18 protein-coding genes are annotated in these 21168 nt (G+C 40.1%); 14 read left to right on the top strand and 4 right to left on the bottom strand.

The features are described 5' to 3' along the window. Positions 1-50: 50 nt before the first annotated feature. Complete coding sequence (locus tag J2S17_RS12005) at positions 51-545, top strand: DUF1648 domain-containing protein (protein ID WP_307475132.1); 495 nt, start codon at positions 51-53, stop codon at positions 543-545. 37 nt (positions 546-582) lie between these two features. Here the strand turns inward: J2S17_RS12005 and J2S17_RS12000 are convergent, their stop codons facing one another. Beyond that, positions 583-1095, bottom strand: a complete 513-nt coding sequence (locus J2S17_RS12000) for a cupin domain-containing protein (protein WP_307475130.1) — start codon at positions 1093-1095, stop codon at positions 583-585. Positions 1096-1280: 185 nt separating this feature from the next. On the opposite strand from J2S17_RS12000, the gene J2S17_RS11995 reads away from it, so the two are divergent. Then, the gene (locus tag J2S17_RS11995; RefSeq protein WP_307475129.1) at positions 1281-3359 is read left to right on the top strand and encodes a sigma-54 interaction domain-containing protein; all 2079 of its coding nucleotides are present in this window, start codon (positions 1281-1283) and stop codon (positions 3357-3359) included. A gap of 36 nt (positions 3360-3395) precedes the next feature. On the opposite strand, the gene pepV is transcribed toward J2S17_RS11995, so the two are convergent. Beyond that, on the bottom strand, positions 3396-4781 hold the full coding sequence (gene pepV / locus J2S17_RS11990) for a dipeptidase PepV (protein ID WP_307475127.1): 1386 nt from the start codon (positions 4779-4781) through the stop codon (positions 3396-3398). Positions 4782-5020: 239 nt separating this feature from the next. On the opposite strand from pepV, the gene J2S17_RS11985 reads away from it, so the two are divergent. The 5 genes from J2S17_RS11985 to J2S17_RS11965 all read left to right on the top strand — a co-directional run bounded on the left by J2S17_RS11985 (position 5021) and on the right by J2S17_RS11965 (position 11737). Further along, entirely contained in the window at positions 5021-6676 is a 1656-nt protein-coding gene (locus tag J2S17_RS11985) for a peptide ABC transporter substrate-binding protein (protein ID WP_307475124.1), read from the top strand. A gap of 90 nt (positions 6677-6766) precedes the next feature. Beyond that, a complete protein-coding gene (locus tag J2S17_RS11980) occupies positions 6767-7702 on the top strand; it encodes an ABC transporter permease (RefSeq protein WP_307475122.1) in 936 nt (311 codons plus the stop codon). A 4-nt stretch (positions 7703-7706) separates the two neighbouring features. After that, on the top strand, positions 7707-8648 hold the full coding sequence (locus J2S17_RS11975) for an ABC transporter permease (protein WP_307475120.1): 942 nt from the start codon (positions 7707-7709) through the stop codon (positions 8646-8648). Between the two features lie 23 nt (positions 8649-8671). Next, positions 8672-9697 carry an asparaginase gene (locus J2S17_RS11970; RefSeq protein WP_307475118.1) on the top strand — a complete coding sequence of 342 codons (1026 nt, stop codon included), beginning with the start codon at positions 8672-8674 and terminating at the stop codon, positions 9695-9697. A 24-nt stretch (positions 9698-9721) separates the two neighbouring features. Beyond that, complete coding sequence (locus J2S17_RS11965; RefSeq protein WP_307475116.1) at positions 9722-11737, top strand: ABC transporter ATP-binding protein; 2016 nt, start codon at positions 9722-9724, stop codon at positions 11735-11737. 443 nt (positions 11738-12180) lie between these two features. Here J2S17_RS11965 and fabF read toward each other — a convergent pair whose 3' ends face one another. Continuing rightward, on the bottom strand, positions 12181-13416 hold the full coding sequence (gene fabF, locus J2S17_RS11960; RefSeq protein ID WP_370875006.1) for a beta-ketoacyl-ACP synthase II: 1236 nt from the start codon (positions 13414-13416) through the stop codon (positions 12181-12183). A gap of 168 nt (positions 13417-13584) precedes the next feature. Between fabF and J2S17_RS11955 the strand changes: the two genes are divergently transcribed. The 6 genes from J2S17_RS11955 to J2S17_RS11930 all read left to right on the top strand — a co-directional run bounded on the left by J2S17_RS11955 (position 13585) and on the right by J2S17_RS11930 (position 19848). Continuing rightward, the gene (locus J2S17_RS11955; RefSeq protein ID WP_307475114.1) at positions 13585-13926 is read left to right on the top strand and encodes a VOC family protein; all 342 of its coding nucleotides are present in this window, start codon (positions 13585-13587) and stop codon (positions 13924-13926) included. Between the two features lie 204 nt (positions 13927-14130). After that, the gene (locus tag J2S17_RS11950) at positions 14131-15126 is read left to right on the top strand and encodes a DUF3231 family protein (protein WP_307475112.1); all 996 of its coding nucleotides are present in this window, start codon (positions 14131-14133) and stop codon (positions 15124-15126) included. A gap of 366 nt (positions 15127-15492) precedes the next feature. Further along, the gene (locus tag J2S17_RS11945) at positions 15493-17028 is read left to right on the top strand and encodes an ABC-F family ATP-binding cassette domain-containing protein (protein WP_307475110.1); all 1536 of its coding nucleotides are present in this window, start codon (positions 15493-15495) and stop codon (positions 17026-17028) included. Positions 17029-17090: 62 nt separating this feature from the next. Next, positions 17091-17480, top strand: coding sequence for a VOC family protein (locus tag J2S17_RS11940; RefSeq protein ID WP_307475108.1), 390 nt, complete (start codon positions 17091-17093; stop codon positions 17478-17480). A gap of 231 nt (positions 17481-17711) precedes the next feature. Then, the gene (locus tag J2S17_RS11935; protein WP_370875005.1) at positions 17712-18947 is read left to right on the top strand and encodes an MFS transporter; all 1236 of its coding nucleotides are present in this window, start codon (positions 17712-17714) and stop codon (positions 18945-18947) included. A 67-nt stretch (positions 18948-19014) separates the two neighbouring features. Next, entirely contained in the window at positions 19015-19848 is an 834-nt protein-coding gene (locus J2S17_RS11930; protein ID WP_307475106.1) for a glucosaminidase domain-containing protein, read from the top strand. Positions 19849-19869: 21 nt separating this feature from the next. Here J2S17_RS11930 and J2S17_RS11925 read toward each other — a convergent pair whose 3' ends face one another. Continuing rightward, positions 19870-20388 (bottom strand): TetR/AcrR family transcriptional regulator, encoded by a 519-nt coding sequence (locus J2S17_RS11925; protein WP_307475105.1) that lies wholly within the window; start codon positions 20386-20388, stop codon positions 19870-19872. A 112-nt stretch (positions 20389-20500) separates the two neighbouring features. Between J2S17_RS11925 and J2S17_RS11920 the strand changes: the two genes are divergently transcribed. Beyond that, positions 20501-20842 carry a VOC family protein gene (locus J2S17_RS11920; RefSeq protein WP_307475096.1) on the top strand — a complete coding sequence of 114 codons (342 nt, stop codon included), beginning with the start codon at positions 20501-20503 and terminating at the stop codon, positions 20840-20842. The last annotated feature ends 326 nt before the right edge of the window (positions 20843-21168 follow it).

The raw sequence follows: 21168 nt of genomic DNA, 5'->3' as shown, positions 1-21168 counted from the left end.
CCTATTCGTAAATAATTATAAGGAAGATATAAGAGAGGGATGACTTCACTTTGAATAGGCCAGTTTTAAAGTTACGCAGAACAAAATCAGAATGGATTTGGGACATTATTGGTGGCCTATCGTTTATCAGCGCTATTGTATTTCTCATCATTTCCTGGGCACAGCTCCCTGAACAAGTGCCTGGGCATTATAATGCGGCAGGCGAGGTGGACCGATGGGGTTCTAAATTTGAACTTTTCATTCTTCCGATCATCGGTATATTCATGTGGCTTTTCCTTGGAATACTAGAGAAGTTTCCTCATGTTCACAATTATCCAGATAGGCTGAATGAAGCGAATGCGGAAGCGTTTTATTTGAATAGCAGAAAGTTACTGAATGTAACGAAGAATATATGTTTGATCTCTTTCGGTACTATTCTTGTCCAATCCATCCGCTTAGCATTAGGCTGGTCGGAATCGCTCGGAATGTGGTTTTTGCCAGTGTTGTGTGTGGGAGTGATGATACCAATTATTTTAGGAATGGTTCGTGCTTCAAAAATTAAATAAAGAAGCTGCCACTCATTTTATAGCGACAGCTCCAATTTTAAGGAAGTTCCGTATAGGTCAGCTTTCTAATGACTTCTTCATGTTGTGGATATTGAGCTAATAATTCATCTTGAGTAAAAAGCTCAAAGTCCGCAAAATCAAAACCTGGGGAAACCATACACCCTACAAGCGAATATGTATTTTGATTCATGACGGATGAACCGAAAATTGCGTTTTTCGGAACCTTCGCTTGAGGGACTTCTCCATTTTCAATGTCTAATCCTAATTTTATTTCTTCATATTTTCCATTTTCATGAATCAAATGGACGGTTAGTGAGCTGCCAGCGTGATAATACCATAGCTCATCTGATTTGAGGCGGTGGAAATGAGAAACATCTTGTGATCTTAACAGAAAATATATACTGGTGTAGAGACTTCTTTGGCCCTCAAATCTTCCGTTGAAATCCGTGATTTCTTCCTCAGAAGAAAACGTACTTCTGAAGAATCCTCCTTCAGGATGCGCCTCCAGCTGCAATCCTTTAATCCAATCGTTAGCGGTTTGCTTGTTCATTTTGTACATCCTTTCAATGGTGGATAGGTATTAAATTGAAAATCGCCCGCATGAGGGCTTCAAAGCATCGTTATGATTCCTGCAAAGCCAGGGTTCTATTGTTTTTCTTCCTTTTTCTATCAAATGAGTACAAATGACCCTGTGTTTTCTATGATAAAATCATTTATAAAAAGGAGGACGCCATCTTGCGTGCGAAGGAAAGCCTTCTTATAGTCACATATACTGAAAATACATTAAAAAGCCTAATGGATCAACTGACTGATATCGGTTTATTGGAGTTCTTTGATATTTCAGGGCTGACAATCGATGATTTAGAGTATGCCGCGACTAGGCAATGTTCATTGATATTAGTATCAAGCCAGATTGTTTACAAAATGGCAAGGCCTTATTTAGATAACCAAACACCTCATATTATTACAAGGAGAACGATAAACTACGCTAGGATTGGTGAACTATTAAAAATATCAAAGGGGACAAACGTGTATTTAGTAAGTGATTTGAAGCAGTCGGCAGAAGAATCTATTTCCCTCCTTAAGGAAATTGGTATTGAACTCGATTTTCAACCTTATTTTCCACAGGAACCGATTGATCGAACTATCCAGATTGCAATTACTCCAGGAGAACCTCAATTCATTCCCGATACGATCCAGAAAACCTATAACATTGGCAGTCGACTGATCGATATTTCTACATTAGTAGAAATATTTAACTACTTTAATATATCTCCATTTTCGTCCGAAATCCATTTATCAGCACGGTATGTACAATCATTGGTTGAGCTTTCTAAAGAATTGCGAAATGAAATATTTAAATCTAGGATTCTCCAAAACACTTTGGATAGTGTGGTGCAAAATATTGAAGACGGCGTCCTTGTTTATAATAATCATAATGAATTAAAGGCTTACAATAAAACAGCTGATGAGTTCTTGCAAATAGCTCAAATTAGAGGAAACCAACAGTTAGAGAATATTCCACCAGCCTTTTACTATGCGATTAGGAAGCTGGAAGTCGGCCAAGCAAGCTTTGTTGAGATTGAAGGCACTACTTTTCATATGAGAAAGAAAAGAATTATGGTCGATTCTGAAGTCCATCATACGTTGATTCTATTTCGAAAAGCCGAGGATTATCAAAAGATTGAATATGATTATCGATCGAAAGCAAAACAAAAAAACTTAATGACAAGGTATCGATTCGATGATATTAAAACAGTAAGTGCATCAGTCATTGACATGTTAAAGATTGCTAGTCGCCTGGCAAAAAGTGATTCCACCGTACTTATCCTTGGAGAAACAGGGACAGGAAAGGAAGTGCTTGGACAGGCCATTCACCGAGACTCCTTTAGAAGGGAGCTTCCGTTTGTTGGTGTGAATTTTGGAGCGATTTCTGAAAGCTTGATGGAGAGTGAACTCTTTGGCTACGAACCGGGATCCTTTACGGGTGCGAGAAAAAACGGGCATGTCGGGATGTTCGAGCAGGCACATTTAGGCAGTATTTTTCTCGATGAAATAGGGGATGCCTCCCCGGTTATTCAGAATCGGCTTTTACGAGTGATTCAGGAGAGGCAAATTATGCGTGTGGGAGGAGATACCTTAATTCCTCTTGATGTAAGAATTATTGCCGCGACCAATAAAAATTTCAAGAGATTAATTGAGGAAGGGTTATTTAGAGAGGATTTATTTTATCGGCTGAATGTCCTGCCGCTTCGCCTTTTGCCTCTGAGGGAAAGAAAAGAAGATATTATTTTATTAATCAACCTATTTTCAAAGGAATTTCAAGAAAGGCTGGGGCGGACTCCTTTTGTTTTTACAAGGGAAGCGATTCAGGCTTGTGAAAATTATGATTGGCCAGGGAATGTAAGAGAACTGCGTAATGTGGTTGAATATGTTGCCCATATTTGTGAGGATAAGGTGCATAAAGAGGAGCTGCCCTTTGGAAATGCTCGTGCACATCAGCCGTTGGTTGTTGTTCATCAACAAGAGGGTTTAGTAGAAATTCACGATGATTTATTGCAAAAGGGTTTTCTTGAAGATATGCTTTGCATATTGACTTACCTTAATAGAGAGGCAGTATTGTCAGCCGGCAGAGATGCAATGATGGATGAATTACGTGAACAGGGGCTGCTTCTGACCACCCATCAGCTTCGTTATAGGCAGAAGGTTTTGAACGATCATGAACTGATTGGTATTGAGAGAGGAAGAGCAGGCAGTAAGATTACTGAAAAAGGGAGGAGATTTATAGAGTTATTCAGTAGGAGCAGGTGCTAAAGGAAGCACCTGCTCTTTCAACTCCAGGGAGTATAATCAAATATTTGCTAAGCGGTAAATCGCTGTTGCGTAAATGGAAGCTGCTTTATATAAATCTTCTAAAATAATATATTCATTGATCTGATGTGCAGTATTTTCTTTGCCTGGAAATACCGCTCCATAGGCAACGCCGTTCTCGATAAATTGAGCATAGGTTGCTCCTCCGGTCGTCAATAATTTCGCATTTTCACCGGTTTCCAGTTCATATGCATGCTGCAGAATTTTAATCACCGGCTGATGCTCATCTACAAAATGTGGTTTCTTCTCTCTGACTTCTTCAATATCAAAGCCATACTCTTTAATGACTTCAGTTAATTTTTCGATTGTGCGTAAGTAGGGTGTTTCTACAGGGCAGCGTATATTGAGCGAAATAGCTCCTTCACCTTCAGAATACCTGAAAGTGCCGGGGTTAACGGTTAGCGGACCAGTTACTTTGTCGGTGAAGAAAATATTCAGGCCTTCACCATTATGACGTTCATGCAGCCGAGCGGAAATAAACTGAATAAACGGCTCCTCAGGTAAAAGATCAGCTAGAAAGAAGGCAAGTTTTGTCCCTGCATTGATTCCTTTTTCCGGCTCCATTCCGTGGGCTGATACACCCTTTAATGTAAAATGGATTTTATCATTTTCTATTTTAATAGTGGCAGTCTGATGTTCATTCTGGAAAAATGTATTGAAGTCGCTAAGAATTAGAGCCTGCGCTTTACTTGATGATATGACGGCCTCAGCATAATCGGGCACCATGTTTCCTTTTTCTCCAGAATAGAAAGAGCGTATCTGTCCCTTTTTGCTGCCCTTGTACTTAATTATTGCATTAATTTGGCCTTTCTCTGCATGAATAATCGGAAATACTGCATCAGGAGCAAAGCCGGCTAAAGGCTTAGGCTCAACCTTTATGTATTTCTTCATGCAGGACATTCCGCTCTCTTCATCCGTGCCAAAAATAATCCGGATGCGATGCTGCAAAGAAAAACCGCTTTCTTTAATTAATTTGATAGCATAATAGGCAGCCATTGTTGGCCCTTTATCATCGATAGCCCCGCGTGCAAACAGCTTTCCTTCCTTGATGATTGGACTGAAAGGATCTGATGACCATTCTCCAGTTGCTGGAACCACATCGAGGTGACAGAGGATGGCGATATATTCTTTGGCAGTTTCGGGTCCTATTTCTGCGTAACCAACCAGGCCATCGATATTATGCGTTCGAAAGCCATGGGCTTGGGCAAGCTGTAGCATATAATCTAAAGCCGCTTTAATCTTTAGACCTACAGGTGCCTCCTTAGAAAAAGTAGCCGGATCTTTTACGCTTTTAATAGATAATAGTTTAACTAAGTCATTTAATAAGTGATTTTCTTGTTCTTTCAAAGCATGTCTCCAATTCAATCTATTCCCTCCCCACAAATGTTCTATTACCTTCATGCAATTCCTATACCAATGTAAATGATAACGATTTAGTAGAAGTTCCTATTAATTAGTTAACCAATTAATAGGCTATTTGTTATTGGGGAGTGAATTGGTTAGCAAATTCGAGAAGTTTATCAGAAAATTCGAGTTTTTCACACAAATTATTCTGGCACAATAATTGCATTTAATCTATTGAATAAAAAATAGGGGGTTTTAATTTGCGGAAATCTTGGTCAAAGTGGATGATGCTTTTATTGTTCAGCGTAATGGTACTGTTGACAGGGTGCAATTTTGGAGAATCTTCAAAACCGACTGAAGCTGAGGGTGATGGTAAAAAGGCTGCAGAAAAAGAAGAGAATGGTGAAAAGGTTCTTAATTTAAGTCTGGATAACGATATACCTGACTTAAACCAATTGAAAACGACGGATGGGATATCGTTTTCCGTATTAAATAACGTAATGGAAGGCTTATACCGTTTAGATGAGAATAATGAGCCGCAGCCAGCAATGGCAGAAACCTATAAAATGTCGGACGACGGCCTCACCTATACATTTACTTTAAAGGATGATATTAAGTGGAGTAATGGAGATGCAGTCACTGCCGAAAATTTTAAATATTCATGGCTTAGAGCGATGCATCCGGATACGGCTGGCTCTTACGCTTCTATCTTAACGGATTATATTAAGGGCGGTGCGGAATATGCAGCTGGTGAATCGAAAGAGGATGGAGTGGCAATTGAAGTAAAGGATGACAAGACGCTGGTTGTAGAACTCATTCAGCCAACACCGTTTTTCGTTGATTTAACTGCTTTTGTTACGTATTTTCCTCTTAATAAAACATTCGTTGAGGAAAAAGGTAATAAGTTTGCTTTAACTTATGATGCCATCCTTTATAACGGTCCATTTGTCTTAACCTCATATGATCAGGCACAAGGGGTAACGATGAAAAGAAATGAGCAGTATTGGGATAACGATAAAGTAGCAATTGATAAAGTAAATATGAAAGTCATAAAAGAACAAAGTACCGCTTTGAATTTATATGAAGCAGGTGACCTTGATAAAGTGTACTTAGCTTCTGCAGATGTTGAATCTTATCAAGATAGTTCAGAATTCAGTTCAGAAACAGAGTTTAGAACGTATTTTATCCAGTTTAATCTTGAGAAGGAGCCATTTACGAACGAAAACATTCGTAAGGCGATGCAATTAGCCTATGATCAGCAGGTATTGGCTGATGTCATTTTAAATAATGGCTCTAAGCCTGCCTATGGCCTAATTGCAGAAGAGATGTCTGGCCTAGATGGAAAGAGCTTTAGAGAAATTCAAGGCGAAATCATTAAACCTAATATTGAAAAAGCGAAAGAGCTGTGGGCGAAAGGGGTCGAAGAGCTTGGCGGCACACCGCAGATTGAACTTTTGACTTCAGATGACACGCTTTCAAAAGATACAGGAACGTTCTTGCAAAGTGAATATAAGAAGAATTTAGGTATTGATATCAAACTTGTTACCCAGCCATTTAGCGGGCGATTGGATACGATGAGAGCTGGAGATTATCAAGTGGGTGTCAATAGATGGGGTGCAGATTACAATGATTCTATGACCTATCTGGATTTATGGGTAGAGCCTTCTAATCCGCCGTTCCGCGGAAACTATTCAAATGAAAAATATGATGAATTAGTAAACACTGCGAAGATAGAGGCAAATAATCAAGTCCGGATTGATAAATTGTTGGAAGCAGAGAAGGTATTAATTGAAGATGGCGTCATAGCGCCTTTATATTTTGATGGTTTAGCATTTTTGCAAAAGCCAGGTGTGAAGGGAATTGTTACTCATCCTTATGGGGCATCACCTGATCTTAAATGGGCAGTGATTGATTAATATGGAAATGGACTGGGGGAGAAATGATTCTCTCCCAGTCATGTGAACAAAACTGTTTTAAAGTGATGAAGGGAATTGGAGGTGACTTGCTTGAAAAAGTATTTTCTTCTCAGAGTGATGAACATTATCATTACCTTATTTATTATTGCAACAGCGACATTTTTTTTAATGAAACAATTGCCAGGTTCTCCATTTGATGAGGAAAGATTATCTAATTTATCGGATGATCAGAGGATAGAATTTTTATCGAGATATGGCTTAGATCAACCCCTTTCACAGCAGTACATCATTTATATGAAAAACCTGGTTACAGGAGATTTCGGAGAGTCCTTCTATTTTAAAGGACAGGAAGTTGCTGATCTGATCAAACATAGAATTGGACCTTCTGCATTACTTGGAGCACAGGCTGTAGTCTTGGGCATTACGATCGGCATTGTTTTAGGGATTATTGCTGCTTTTCGTCATAACACGATTTGGGATTTCTCAACGATGTTTATTGCGGTTATTGGTGTATCTGTCCCCAATTTTGTGTTTGCTGCATTACTGCAATATTATGTCGGTTTAAAGTTGGGGCTCCTTCCTGTTGCTTTTTGGGAATCGTATTCAAGCTCCATCATGCCGACAATTGCACTGTCATTAATGGTGATTGCGCTCATTGCCAGGTTTACAAGAAATGAGATGCTTGAGGTACTTCAGCAGGACTACATTATCACTGCTAGAGCAAAGGGCGTTCCACAGTTCAAAGTCATCTACAAGCATGCCATTAGAAACGCGTTAATTCCAGTTCTTACGATTCTTGGACCAATTGTAGTCAGTTTATTGACGGGTTCTCTCGTCATCGAAAATATATTTGGTGTCCCTGGAATCGGAAGCTTGTTTGTCGATTCGATTAAGGTAAATGATTATACGACGATTATGGGATTGACCCTTTTTTACAGTGCATTTTTTGTTCTCACAATGCTCATTATCGATCTGCTATATGGAGTAATTGATCCAAGAATTCGGATCAACGGGGCAAAGGAGTAGTGATATGAAGCCTATTGAAAAACGAATGAGTGAAGAATTATCCGATGATTTATTTGAGGTGGTTGGCCGAGAAGGACAGGCAAGTGAACAAATTGATCGGCCACAACTCTCATCGTTCAAGGATAGCTGGATGAGACTTTCGAAGAATAAAGGGGCTTTAATCAGCTTAGTTGTCTTGGCGGTGGTTTTTCTGCTCGCCATTTTTGGCCCTTATATGAATGAATATAAATATTATGAAACGGATTATGCAGCGGCCTATCAGCCACCAGGGGAAGAGCATTGGCTCGGTACGGATAAATTTGGCCGTGATCAATGGACAAGAATTTGGGAAGGTACTAGGATCTCGCTCTTTATTGCGATTCTAGCGGCATTGTTGGATTTATTTATAGGTGTTACATACGGGGCGGTATCAGCTCTTATTGGTGGAAAAACGGATAATATGATGCAAAGGGTCATTGAAATTTTAGTTGGTATACCGAATTTGATTATTATTATTCTCTTAATCATGCTAATGAAACCGGGGATTTTAACCATTACGATTGCGATGGTTATTACCGGCTGGGTGAATATGGCTAGATTAATGAGGGCGCAAATCTTTAAATTGAAGGAACAGGAGTTTGTTTTGGCAGCACGATCTTTAGGGGCAGGCAATAAACGGCTAATTGTTCATCACCTCATTCCTAATACGATTGGCATCATAGTCATTAATATGATGTTTACTATTCCTTCTGCAATTTTTACTGAAGCCTTCTTAAGTTTTATCGGCCTTGGCCTGCAGGAGCCAACTGCTTCTTTAGGTGTATTAATCAATGATGGCTTTCAAGGGATGAGAAACCACTTTTACTTGTTGCTGTATCCGGCCATTGTCATTGTGGCAATCATGGTAAGTTTTAATATATTAGCTGACGGAATGAGAGATGCCTTAGATCCTCGAATGAGAAAATAAAAATAGATAAAGAGGGATGAAGAGTGCATAAACCTATTAAAGTTTACAGAGGAGAATATTTGGAAAGTGCGCATGACATTCATATTGCAGTAGTAAATGTGAAAGGGGAATTACTCTATTCATATGGAAATCCAGATAAATATGTATTTCCAAGGTCGTCAATGAAACCCTTCCAGGCCATTGCGGTCTTAGAAACAGGTGCAGTTGATGTGGTGGGAATGGACGATCGGGAATTGTCATTAATATGTGCCTCGCATAATGGCGAAGCAATGCATAGAACCAGTGTAATGAGCATATTAAGCAAGGTTGAACTTGAGGAATCAGCACTTCAGTGTGGCACGCATATACCAAGGGATATGGCTAGTTATCATGAGCTCATTCGTGATGGGGGTCAGTTAACACCTGTATTTAGCAATTGTTCTGGCAAGCATGCAGGCATGCTAACAGCAGTAGCACATATGAAAGAGGACATAGCCGCTTATAGAGAGATTGACCATCCTCATCAGCAACGGATCTTAAACGTAATTGAAAAGGTATGTCATTTTCCAAGCAACGAGATAGGCATTAGTGTTGATGGCTGTGGTGTACCTGTACACCGCCTGCCCTTAAGGAATACTGCATTAGGGTATGCGAGTCTGGCTCTTTCTACTGACATACATCCAGCTCAAACGGCGGAATATTTGGACAGGGTAAAGAAAGCTATGGTGACTTATCCGGAGATGGTAGCTGGCACTGATCGATTTGATACAGATTTAATGAAGGTGTTTGGCGGCAGATTAGTAGCTAAAACCGGAGCAGAAGGTGTGCAGTGTATAGGAGATAGTGAAACTGGGATAGGCATAGCCATCAAAGCGGAGGACGGTAATGGACGGGCGGTGTCTGTAGCTACGATGGAGGTCTTAAAACAGCTGAATATAGGTGAGGAAGGCCAATATCGCCAGTTAAGTCAGTACATAACGGCTCCAGTACTCAATGCACGTCAAGCGGTAATAGGGCGAATTGAAGCTGATTTTCAGCTTAAGGCTGAGAAGATGCAGAATATAGAGTGATTTAAAATGAAGGAAGTGAGATTTGTGGACGCATTACTAGAAGTGAACAATCTCAGCGTTTCTTTCAGTACATACGCTGGTAAGGTTCAGGCTGTCAGAGGGGTTAATTTATTTTTGAAAAAAGGGGAAACACTCGCAATTGTCGGTGAATCAGGGTCTGGAAAGTCAGTTACGTCAAAAACAATCATGAATCTTTTGCCAAAGCGTTCTGCTCAAATAGAGGAAGGAGAAATTTTGTTTGAGGGCAAGGATCTGACGAAGTACTCAGAAAAGCAAATGGATAAGATTAGAGGATCAGAAATATCGATGATTTTTCAAGATCCGATGACTGCTTTAAATCCGACAATGACGATTGGGAAGCAAATTGCAGAAAGCATCCTATCTCATGAGAAGACGAGTAAAAAGGAGGCCATGCAAAAGGCGATTGCCCTTGTAAAGCTCGTTGGAATCCCGAATGCTGAAGGAAGAGTCAACCAATATCCCCACCAATTTTCAGGGGGAATGAGACAGCGTGTTGTCATTGCGATCGCCCTTGCATGTAATCCTAAAGTATTGATTGCTGACGAGCCTACGACGGCGCTTGATGTAACCATACAAGCACAAATATTGGACTTAATGAAGGTGATTCAACAAAAAATGGGGACATCCATTATCATCATTACTCATGACCTGGGTGTTGTAGCCAATATGGCTGATAGAGTAGCGGTCATGTATGCTGGAAAAATCGTAGAAACAGGTAAGGTAGATGAAATTTTTTACAATCCCCAGCACCCCTATACTTGGGGGCTGCTCGGATCGATGCCGAATATGGAAACGAGAGGGGAGCTCGTCGCTATTCCTGGTACACCTCCGGATATGCTGCATCCACCAAAGGGGGATCCGTTTGCTGAGCGAAATGAGCAAGCCTTGAAAATCGATTTTTTACGGGAACCACCCATGTTTAAATTAACTGAGACACATTTTGCAGCAACATGGCTCTTGCATGGGAAAGCACCTGTCGTTGAACGCCCAGTAAAAATGCAAAAAGGTCATCTTCAAACCAGAAAGCTGCAGAATGCGAATGAATTACAAGTGCGTCAGCTTGAACCATTAGTGCAGATAAAAAACTTGAAAAAATACTTTAGCGTAGGCAAGAATGAGGTTTTGAAAGCGGTTGATAATATCTCCATTGATATTATGAGAGGTGAAACATTAGGTTTAGTCGGTGAATCAGGTTGCGGGAAATCTACTCTGGGGCGCACCTTAATGAAGTTATATGAAGCAACTGACGGAGAAGTATTCTATCGTCAAGAGCTTGTTCATGGAAAAAAGAAAGCCAGTCAAATGAAGGATTTTAATAGAAAGGTCCAAATGATCTTTCAAGATCCATATGCGTCACTTAATCCAAGAAAGACGGTGTCAGATATCATAGCAGAGGGTATTGATATTCACGGTTTGGCAAAAACGAAAGAAGAGAGAAGGCAAAAGGTATATCATCTTCTGGAAGTGGTGGGTTTAAATCGCAGCCACGCAAGCCGCTACCCTCATGAATTCTCAGGTGGGCAGAGACAGAGAATTGGTATAGCACGCGCATTAGCTGTAGAGCCAGAATTTATCATTGCAGACGAACCAATTAGCGCCTTGGATGTATCGATTCAAGCACAAGTAGTTAATCTGATGAAAAAGTTACAAAAGGAGCACGACCTTACCTATTTATTCATCGCTCACGATTTGTCTATGGTCAAGCACATAAGCGATAGAGTCGGCGTCATGTATCTAGGAAATATGGTCGAGCTGGCCTCATCTGATGATTTATATAATGATCCATTGCATCCTTACACACAAGCATTGTTGTCTGCCGTTCCAGTGCCGGATCCAATGAGGGAAAAATCAAGAAATCGCATCGTATTGAAGGGTGAATTACCTAGTCCGAGCACCCCGCCAAGCGGCTGCCGCTTTCGAACCCGTTGTCCATATGCATTGGATTCATGTGCGAAAGAGGTACCTTTATGGAGAGAATTAAAGAAGAATCATTGGGCAGCTTGTCATATTTTAAAATAATAGCAAATCATCTATTCTACTCTAGGTTTTACCACAAACCAATCCGAAATTATTGCGTATCAATATAGAAAAAGGATTGAAGGAGTAGAATATGAGAGATTATAAGAGACGGGGTTTTTGTCTTCCTGGAGGCTATCGTTATTGTGGACCGGGATGCAGTGGTCCCGGGGCTCCAATTAACTATGTTGATTCTTGCTGTAAAAGACATGATGACTGTATAGATAGGTACGGGCCTTGCTGTAAATGTGACGAAGAACTTATCCGCTGTGTTCAATCTAGAACACGTGACAGAGGTAATGAAGGCAGTACCGCAAGACTGATTTCAGGCTTTATGAGATTGCGGTCGTCTTTTAGATGCCGGTGATTGCTTTTTTGAAATGAGTAATTAGTAAAAATAACCAGCGTTTCAAATGAACGCAGGTTATTTTTACTAATGAAGAATATTAGCCAACTGCTTTAAAAACTAAAACAGTATTATGGCCGCCGAAGCCTAATGCATTACTGATGGCTGCATTGACTCTGGTTTCTCTTGCTTGATTAGGTACATAGTCCAAATCACAATCAGGGTCTGCTTCCTGAAGGTTAATGGTTGGCGGGATAATCCCTGTTTTAATTGTTAATAAGGTGAAGATGGCTTCTATGGCACCTGCCGCACCCATCATATGACCTGTCATGGATTTAGTGGAGCTAATTGGAATATGTGGTGCCTGTTCTTTGAAGAATTCTTTGATCGCTTGTGTTTCTGATCGATCATTATATACGGTGCTTGTGCCATGGGCATTAATATAATTAATATCCTTCTTATCCAAACCTGATTGTGCGACAGCGATTTCCATTGCTCTCACACAGCCTTCTCCACCTGGAGCCGGACTCGTAATGTGATAAGCATCACTTACTGTGCCGAAGCCTACGATTTCTCCATAAATATAGGCGTCTCTTTTCAGAGCTGAATCCAAGGACTCAAGCACCAATGCACCTGCCCCTTCTCCCATGACAAGTCCGTCTCGATTTTTATCAAAAGGCCGGCAAGCTTTGTTGGGATCTGGATTAGAAGAGATGGCTCCCATTGCACAGAAGGCTCCGATACCGAGTGGGGTTAAAGATGCTTCTGTACCTCCAGCAATCATCATATCCGCTTCTCCTCTTTGGATGACACGCATTGCATCACCAATGGCATTAGATCCGGAAGCACAGGATAAAACAGTGCAGCTATTTACACCTCGAGCCTGCAGCGCAATGGCCACTTGGCTGGAAGCCATATTAGAAATGACAGTCGTAGTTGCAAAAGGGTATAAGCTTTCATATCCGCCTTTTTGTAGGTCCTGATATCCTGATTCAAAACTTTCGATGCCGCCGATTGCAGTCCCAAACCAAACGCCGATGCGCTCAGAATCAACATGCTCCCCAATCAAGATTCCAGCATCATTAACAGCCATAATGGCTGAAGCAATGGCGTATTGGGTAAATCTATCCATTCGATGCCGCTCGTTTACCTTCATATAATCAGTGAGTCTGAAGTCCTTTAGTTCTGAAGCCACTTTTGCAGAAAAGTTTGTTGTGTCAAATCTGGTCAATGGGGCAATTCCGGATCTACCTTGTTTTGCGGATTCCCAAATGGCATCGACATGATTCCCCATGCCAGTTAAAGCTCCGACTCCTGTTACAACCACTCTTGTCATGATAATCCTCCTTATAATCCGACTAAATCTACCATTTATATACAGTTTACAACAAAATCACCAAAATGAATATTTTATTTTCTAAATTTTAGAAATTTTTTAGGAGGTATTAATTAGAAAGTAACGAAATCTATCCTAGAATAAATGGGGTAGAAGGAAGTGTGATCAATGGGCAAAGTAATCGGATTTGAATTGAACAGTCAACATCCAGAAAAAGAGGCTGAATTTTATCACAATGTTTTTGGCTGGGAGGTGGCTGAGCCGCATTGGGGTTTTAGAGATGTGACTGCCTTAGAAGGAGGAATAAACGGGGGAATCTCAGAAGGGCCAAGTGATTATCCACATGGCACCAGAATTCTTATCGAAGTTTCTTCCATCGATCAAACAATAGAAAAAGCGAAAGACAGCGGGGCAATGGTGCTGAGAGAGAAGATGGAATTTGATGATTTCTATCTCGCGTACCTAGTAGATCCAGCAGGCTTAGGAATTGGGTTAAAAGAAAATAAATAATGAAGACAGGCAAGGCTTTTTTAGAGTCTTGTCTTTTTTCTGTTAAGAAATGGCCATTAAGGGAGGATACCGATAAAGTAGCTCAAGAACATCCAATTTTATTTCTGTAGATCTCCTCACAATTTAATATAACAAGAATAATTCTTGCAATAAATGTAAAACTAAGGTTATTGTAGTTTATTTTTTTGGGAGTGATGTACAATCATGGCTCATACTCAGAAAATGAGTTCAAGTGAATTAAGCGCGTTATGGATGACTTATCAGAAGAAGACGATGATTTTACGGATATTAGAACACCTTATCGAAACGGCAGAAGATAAAAATGCAAAAAAACTGATGTCAAGCTTGTGGAAGGAACTGCATCCTAAAGTATTGGAAATTAAAACGCTCATGCAAAATGAAGGGGCGGTCGTTCCAGTTGGATTTACAGAGGCAGATGTAAACCTCAGTGCGCCAAGGTTGTTTGAAAATGGGTTTGATATTTTGTTATGCCGCGTTCTAAAGGAAATAAGTTTGGGGCTTTATACATTGCACCTCACAATGTCGTATAGGAAGGATATTGTGAAACTTTATCAGGAACTAACTCAAATTACACAGAAGTATTATAATAACTTTACCCAATATTCATTCGAAAAAGGACATCTTCCTTTGCCAAACTATATAAATATGCCGAAAATCATTGATTTTGTCACTGATAAAAACTATACGAAAGGGTTCGGTCTGGGAGGAAACAAACGACCGCTTAACACCATTGAATTTAGTTATTTATTTCATTCATTGCAAACGAATGCTGTGGGTCTTCAGCTTATCACGGGCTTTGCACAATGTGCACAAGATAAAAAGGTGCAAAAACACATGATAAATGGAAAGGATCTATGCAAGAATATCATAAAAAAGACAGATGAAGTACTAATACAAAATGATGTCAGCTCCTCCTCCGTTTCAGGAGCAAGTGTCACTGTTTCTCAGGCCTCTCCGTTCTCGGAAAAGCTAATGATGTATTGTATCTATTTATTAAGTAATTTTGGTTTGGGTGGACAAGGGTTTGGTGCAGGCTTTAGCATGCGCGACGATATCAATCTGATATTTGGCCTGTATGCTAAAGATACTTATCAATTTATCAGAGAAGGACTAAAGCTGATGATTGAACGCGGCTGGTTGGAGGAACCTCCAAAAATGGATGTGAATGAACTAGATTAAATCAAGTTGACCGCAGTTTTTATGTGATATCTAATAGCTGAAAGTTGATTGACATCATCAGGAAAGAAACATATACTGTAATTAACGAAATTTTCGAATTTTAAAGGAGGAAGAGCAATGTTATTTTTATCGCCTGTTCAGATTAGAGTTTTAGCTTGATAGGGAGAAGTCTGCCTATTTCTTAAGCAAGAAGCTAATCAGGAACAGATGATAAAATACACATTCTCTTTCTGCTGACTGTTCGGTTAAGCAGACAAGGTGTGTTTTGTGCCTTGTTTTTTTGTGCACTTTTTTAATGAAAACTAAATTTATTATTCTGTCCTCCTGATTCGCAATGGAAGAATTGCAAAAAAAGGAGAGAACAAGATGAGTATTTTAACAATAGAGAAGATGACACATATGTATGGTGACCAAACGAATTTTAAAAGTATTAGCTTTCGCCTTCTTCGTGGCGAACACGCAGGGATCGTTGGAGAAAACGGAGCTGGGAAAACAACTTTATTGAAATTAATAGCTGGTGAACTTTTGCCGGATGAAGGGATAATTGAAAAGCATCCTCATATGAAAATGGGATATTTGCAACAACATATTGATCTAAATCCGGGTGTTACGATTAAAGGTTTCTTGCAGGAGGCCTATGCACATTTATTTGCGGCTGAGAGGGAAATCCACCATATTACAGACACAATGTCTTCTTCAGCAGGGGAGCTAGAAGGGCTGTTATCACGCTATGGAGAACTGCAAAATGCCCTTGATCAGTCAGATTTTTATCAAGTGGACGCAAAAATGGAAGAAATCGCTGCAGGATTAGGTTTGAAGGAGCTAGGTATGGAAAGGGATTGTGCCACGCTTAGTGGCGGTCAGCGCACGAAATTGCTGTTAGGTAAGCTTTTATTAGAAAAGCCAGATATTTTGTTGCTTGATGAACCGACCAATTTTCTTGATGATGTGCATATTCAGTGGCTAATTAACTATTTGAAGCAATATGAGCAGGCCTATTTGGTAATTTCACATGATGAGCGCTTTTTAAATGAAGTGACGAATATCATTTTTCATATTAGCCAAAAATCGATCAAGCGATATCCTGGGAATTACGCTTTTTTTCAAAAGTCCTATGAACTAAGCAAGGTCCAGCTCCATCAGGCTTATGAGAAACAGCAAAAAGAAATTGAAAAGCTGGAGGAATTTATTGATAAAAATAGAAATAGGAAAGCAAGACAAGCGAAAAGCCGGGAAAAAACATTAATAAAAACGGTCCGAATGGAAAAGCCGTCGTCTCAGGTGAGGCCAAAGTTTACCTTTTTAGTGAAGGAAGATCCTGTGAGTAAGGTTTTACAAGCGGAAGCGTTAGAGGTTGGCTACGGTGATTCCTTATTTTCCAAGTCTATTCATTTTCAAGTCAGGCGCGGTGATAAGATTGCGCTTGTTGGTTACAACGGGATTGGCAAGTCTACCTTGCTTAAGACATTGCTGGGATTCGTACCAGCCATCTCGGGGAAAGTGTTGGTTGGAGAGCGTGTGAAGGCAGCTTACTTTGCCCAAGAAGAGCTTGAATCAGACCAAACACCATTGGCACAAGTGTGGAGTATTAGACCTGATTTAACCCAAAGAGACATTCGCAGGAGTCTTGCGCGGTCAGGACTGACCGAGGAGCATATTAACAAGCCTTTGCGATTATTAAGCGGAGGTGAGCAAGCAAAGGTGAGACTTTGTGAGCTGTGCCTAACAGACAGCAATTTGCTCATATTAGACGAACCAACCAACCATTTAGATGTACTTGCCAAAGAGGCCTTAAAAGAAGCCCTCCAAGCATACGAAGGCACACTCATCCTAGTATCACACGAGCCCGACTTCTACCAAGACTGGATCACCACCACTTGGAAACTGGAAGACCTAAACTAAATCTTTTTGGTGCCTGTCACCTCCAAGTTTCGACAATTTTTGACAATGATAGGGGGAAGGTTATGATTTTTGAGATGACTTATCAAATTCGTGTAGCAGATTTTGCTGAAGGTTTTAGTTGGTATTGTACTTTTTTGGATAGGCAGCCTGACTTTATACCGCATGAAGGCTTTGCTGAATGGGAATTGATTCCGGGATGCTGGCTTCAATTGGCAGAGGGTGAAACCGCTGAGGGGAGCGGCCCTATCCGTCTAGGTGTAACGGATATTGCAGGAGAAATGAATAGACTCATAAGCCTATTAGCAATTGATCCTTTCGAAATCTATCAAAGGGAAGAAGTGCCAGTCAAATGGGGTACCTTTTCAGACCCATGGGGCAATCGCCTAGGCATGTTCGAATACCTAAACAAAACAGAAGAAGCTGAACGAATCGAAACAATCATATACAAATAAAATAGCAATGTCGAAAAATGTCGGTGACAGGCACCGACATTTTTTGTGGTTGTTTTTTGAATGAAATTAGATTATTATCAAATTAGATATATATCTAATTATAGGAAGAGCTTTAACCTAATCATTTATAAAGACAATATTTTTTTGTGGATCAATTCGATGTTTATCTAATTAGGTGTAATGCAGATGTAGGTTATGGTTGTTCATTGCCATGTAAAGGAGAGAAGAGTGTTGTCCATCATTCGGCTGTTTAGGGAAGAGAAGGATTATTTGAAGTTGTTTTCTGCTGGGATACTGAATGGAATAGGTGATCGGTTTAGCCAGGTTGCCTTGCTTGCTTTATTATTGAATATTACTGGATCAGGTTTAGCGGTGGGTCTTGCGCTCGCCATCAGGGTGATACCATTTTTGCTTTTTGCTCCTTTTGGCGGCGCGCTGGCAGACCGTTTTTCGCGAAGACATATTTTAGTATTTACCGATTTATCGCGAATACTGTTTGCGTTATCATTTATTTTTGTCAACGATTCATCCACTCTTTGGATTGTCTATGTTTCAAGTTTTTTCCTGGCAGCGGGTGAGGCCATCTATGCGCCAGCAAGAAAATCAGCCATTCCTGTGCTCGTTAAGCAGGAGAACATCGTTAAAGTGAATAGCTTAGAACAAGTGATGCTTGGTGTTGTACTCATTGGTGGTTCGTTTTCGGGTGGAGTCGTTACCCATTTTTTCGGTCCGGATCTCACTTTTATCATCAACGGGCTTTCCTTTCTCTTCGCAGCCATTTTTCTATCCAGATTGCATGCATTGGATCAGCAAGAGGAATTCACTGCACCGGAATTGGAACGCACAGATGCCAGGAAGTCATTTCAATCATTTTTAACATTCCATCAAACAATACTGGCTTCAAGCGCATTAACGATCATCTTGCTCAGCGAGATCCTTATTCCACTTGTAAATGGAATAGATAACGTACTTATAAGTATATATGCAGTACAGGAATTTAATCTTGGTGATGTCGGCGTCGGACTATTCTACGGTTCACTTGGTATCGGTTTAATGCTAAGCTTTCCATTTGCGGAACGCATTCAGAACCATCTGCTGAAAATTGGTCTGCTGGCATTAGTGCTAGAGGGAGCTGCATTAATGTTTCTTAGCCAAACACAATCAGTTACTGCAGCTATGCTGACATTTATCGTTGTATCGTTTTTCTCTGGTGTAGGAAATACTTGTTTTGATTCTGTGCTGATGAAGGAAACACCGAAAGCGCATCGAGGGTTCATTTTTGGTATATTAACAACAATTTCTAATTCATTAATGGGGCTGTCCATGTTTGCCGCAGGTGTCGCAGCAGAAATTTTCCCCAACCGTGCATTAGGGTTTGCGGGGGGATTAGGATTTGTCCTAACCGGAATGGCCTTATTCATTGTATATCTAATGATAAATAGGGGTAGAGGTCTAGCGAAATACTAGAATGTTAATAGAGAGTCCTATCAACTGCAGAATGGCCGGCATAAACTATGAAAAAAGGAGTGAAACCATGTCGTTTATGGCTGAAATTGTTCCAAAGGCTACAAAGGTAGCGCATGAATATGGAATTCTTGCTTCTCTCATCATTGCTCAAGCGATTCATGAGTCCAACTGGGGAAAAAGTAAATTAGCAACAGAAGGCTATAATCTATTTGGGATTAAAGGGGCATATGATGGGCAGTCCATTGTAATGAAAACATGGGAAGTAAGGGAAGGGAAGAATGTTCATGTAGATGCTCCATTTCGTAAATACCCTTCTTGGTACGAATCGATGCAGGATCTAGCTAACCTATATGTAAACGGAGTATCATGGGATCGCAACAAATATAAAGTCATTATCGGGAAAAAAGATTATAAGCAAGCAGCAAATGCTGTGCAAGCTGCAGGTTATGCCACAGATCCAGACTATGCGAAGAAACTAATCAATCTAATAGAAAACAATGATCTAATAAAATATGACTTACCTCCCGCACAAAACCCGTCTGCTCCTAAGAAATTTGAGATGCCAGCATTAAAGATTTATAAAGTATGTAAAGAGACTTTTGGTTATTTAACAGCGGACGATGCAACAAAGAAGAAGAATGCAAAGAGCACAGTCAAAGCAGGAAGTTATTATGTTTTTAATGAAAAAAATGGAATGGTCAATGTGTCTGCGAAAGCGGGTGTTCCTGGCTCTTGGATCAATGCAAAAGAAGCACCTAAAAAACAATATACAGTTAAGTCAGGAGACAGGCTGATAAAGATCGCTGCAGCCCATAAAACAACCGTTACAAAGCTACAAAAGCTCAATCATTTAAAGGACATCAATAAAATCTATGTTGGCCAAAAGCTTTTGATAAAATAGGGCATGTTCAAAAGGGGGGACTTAACTTGTCTCCCTTTTGAACATCCATCTAAGCAGTTTTTTGCCTTCATCAACATTCAGTTTACCTTCAGAGATCTCTTTTAAAGTTGTGCGCCAAGCAGCCATTAAAATTTTCTCAAGTGGCAGCTTCTCATGTGAATGTAACTTCGCAACACATTCTTCGATTGCATCCTTTTTTTGAAAAGGAAGCTCTTCACTCAGGAGCTTGCAAAGGTTCATTTTTACTGCAAAATCTAATCCGGTAATTAAAGCAGCCTCTAGTGCTTGATGAGATTGCTCAAATAACGAAGCTGCTCCCTCCATTCTATCTATTAGTCGTTGCTCCATTTCACTTCTAATCACTTCGTAAAGCTTAGCTTTTGAACCAAAATGATGGTAGACTGCGCCGGTCGTCATTTCGACCTTTGCAGCCAATTCGCTTATATTGACGGCTTTATAGCCTTTCGCGCTAAATTCTTCTAACGCTGCTTTAATTAATATATCTTTATTGCTTCCAGGTATCGGTATCCATTCTTTCATAATGGTTTTATTGTAGCATATTGACAGGTATGCGTAAATGAATTATGGTTAACGTAATCAACTTATGTAATACATAATTAGGTTATGCTAATAAAAGAATGGGGGAGAAAAAATGAAATTGGCCTTTTTGTTTTATCCGGTGAAGAATTTGAAAGAGTCCTTAACCTTTTATCGTGATCAGCTTGGATTTGAAGAAGCATGGAGGGAAGGAGAGCATACGGTTGCATTAAGATTGCCACAGTCAGATGTTCAATTAATGATTGAAGACGATGAGTTAGATTTAACCCCAGGTGCTGTTTTTCTTGTAGACAGCGTCGATAGCTATTATGAAGAGCATAAAGATCAATTCACCTTTATAAAAGAACCAGTAGATATCCCGCCGGGGCGATATGCAATATATAAAGATCCATCTGGTAATCTACTAAGACTCATTGATTTTTCAAATGAAAAATAAGCTAAATGGAGAGTTGAGACTGTAGATAAACTCATATCAATTTATGAAAAGAGTGGTATGGGATTTTCTGAAGCTTACCGCTCGCTTCTCCTGCAGGTGTCGAGCGGTAAGCATCTCCAAATCCATGGAAGATGGCTTACTTTAACTTTTGTCGACTTGCTGAGCTCTCCTTAACTATAAGGAGAGTTTTTTGGGCTTAAAAAGGTAACTGCAAGCAATTGGAGAATGTGAAAAAAGGAGAATATTTATCTTCGTAAAATTGTATCAATATCTTCTAGCTGCTGAGAAGCATAACAAAAAAAGGCGAAGCACTGAAAAAACAGCTG

The sequence above is a fragment of the Cytobacillus purgationiresistens genome (genome assembly GCF_030813235.1).
Taxonomy (GTDB): Bacteria; Bacillota; Bacilli; order Bacillales; family Cytobacillaceae; genus Cytobacillus; species Cytobacillus purgationiresistens.
This window is presented reverse-complemented; position numbering and strand designations above follow the sequence as displayed.

Excerpts from the sequence above, each read along its gene's own strand:
- J2S17_RS11950 (WP_307475112.1), top strand. The coding sequence starts at position 14,131 with ATGGCTCATACTCAGAAAATGAGTTCAAGTGAATTAAGCGCGTTATGG.
- J2S17_RS11945 (WP_307475110.1), top strand. The coding sequence starts at position 15,493 with ATGAGTATTTTAACAATAGAGAAGATGACACATATGTATGGTGACCAA.
- J2S17_RS11940 (WP_307475108.1), top strand. The coding sequence starts at position 17,091 with ATGATTTTTGAGATGACTTATCAAATTCGTGTAGCAGATTTTGCTGAA.
- fabF (WP_370875006.1), bottom strand. The coding sequence starts at position 13,416 with ATGACAAGAGTGGTTGTAACAGGAGTCGGAGCTTTAACTGGCATGGGG.
- J2S17_RS11955 (WP_307475114.1), top strand. The coding sequence starts at position 13,585 with ATGGGCAAAGTAATCGGATTTGAATTGAACAGTCAACATCCAGAAAAA.
- J2S17_RS12000 (WP_307475130.1), bottom strand. The coding sequence starts at position 1,095 with ATGAACAAGCAAACCGCTAACGATTGGATTAAAGGATTGCAGCTGGAG.
- J2S17_RS11925 (WP_307475105.1), bottom strand. The coding sequence starts at position 20,388 with ATGAAAGAATGGATACCGATACCTGGAAGCAATAAAGATATATTAATT.
- J2S17_RS11975 (WP_307475120.1), top strand. The coding sequence starts at position 7,707 with ATGAAGCCTATTGAAAAACGAATGAGTGAAGAATTATCCGATGATTTA.
- J2S17_RS11920 (WP_307475096.1), top strand. The coding sequence starts at position 20,501 with ATGAAATTGGCCTTTTTGTTTTATCCGGTGAAGAATTTGAAAGAGTCC.
- J2S17_RS11930 (WP_307475106.1), top strand. The coding sequence starts at position 19,015 with ATGTCGTTTATGGCTGAAATTGTTCCAAAGGCTACAAAGGTAGCGCAT.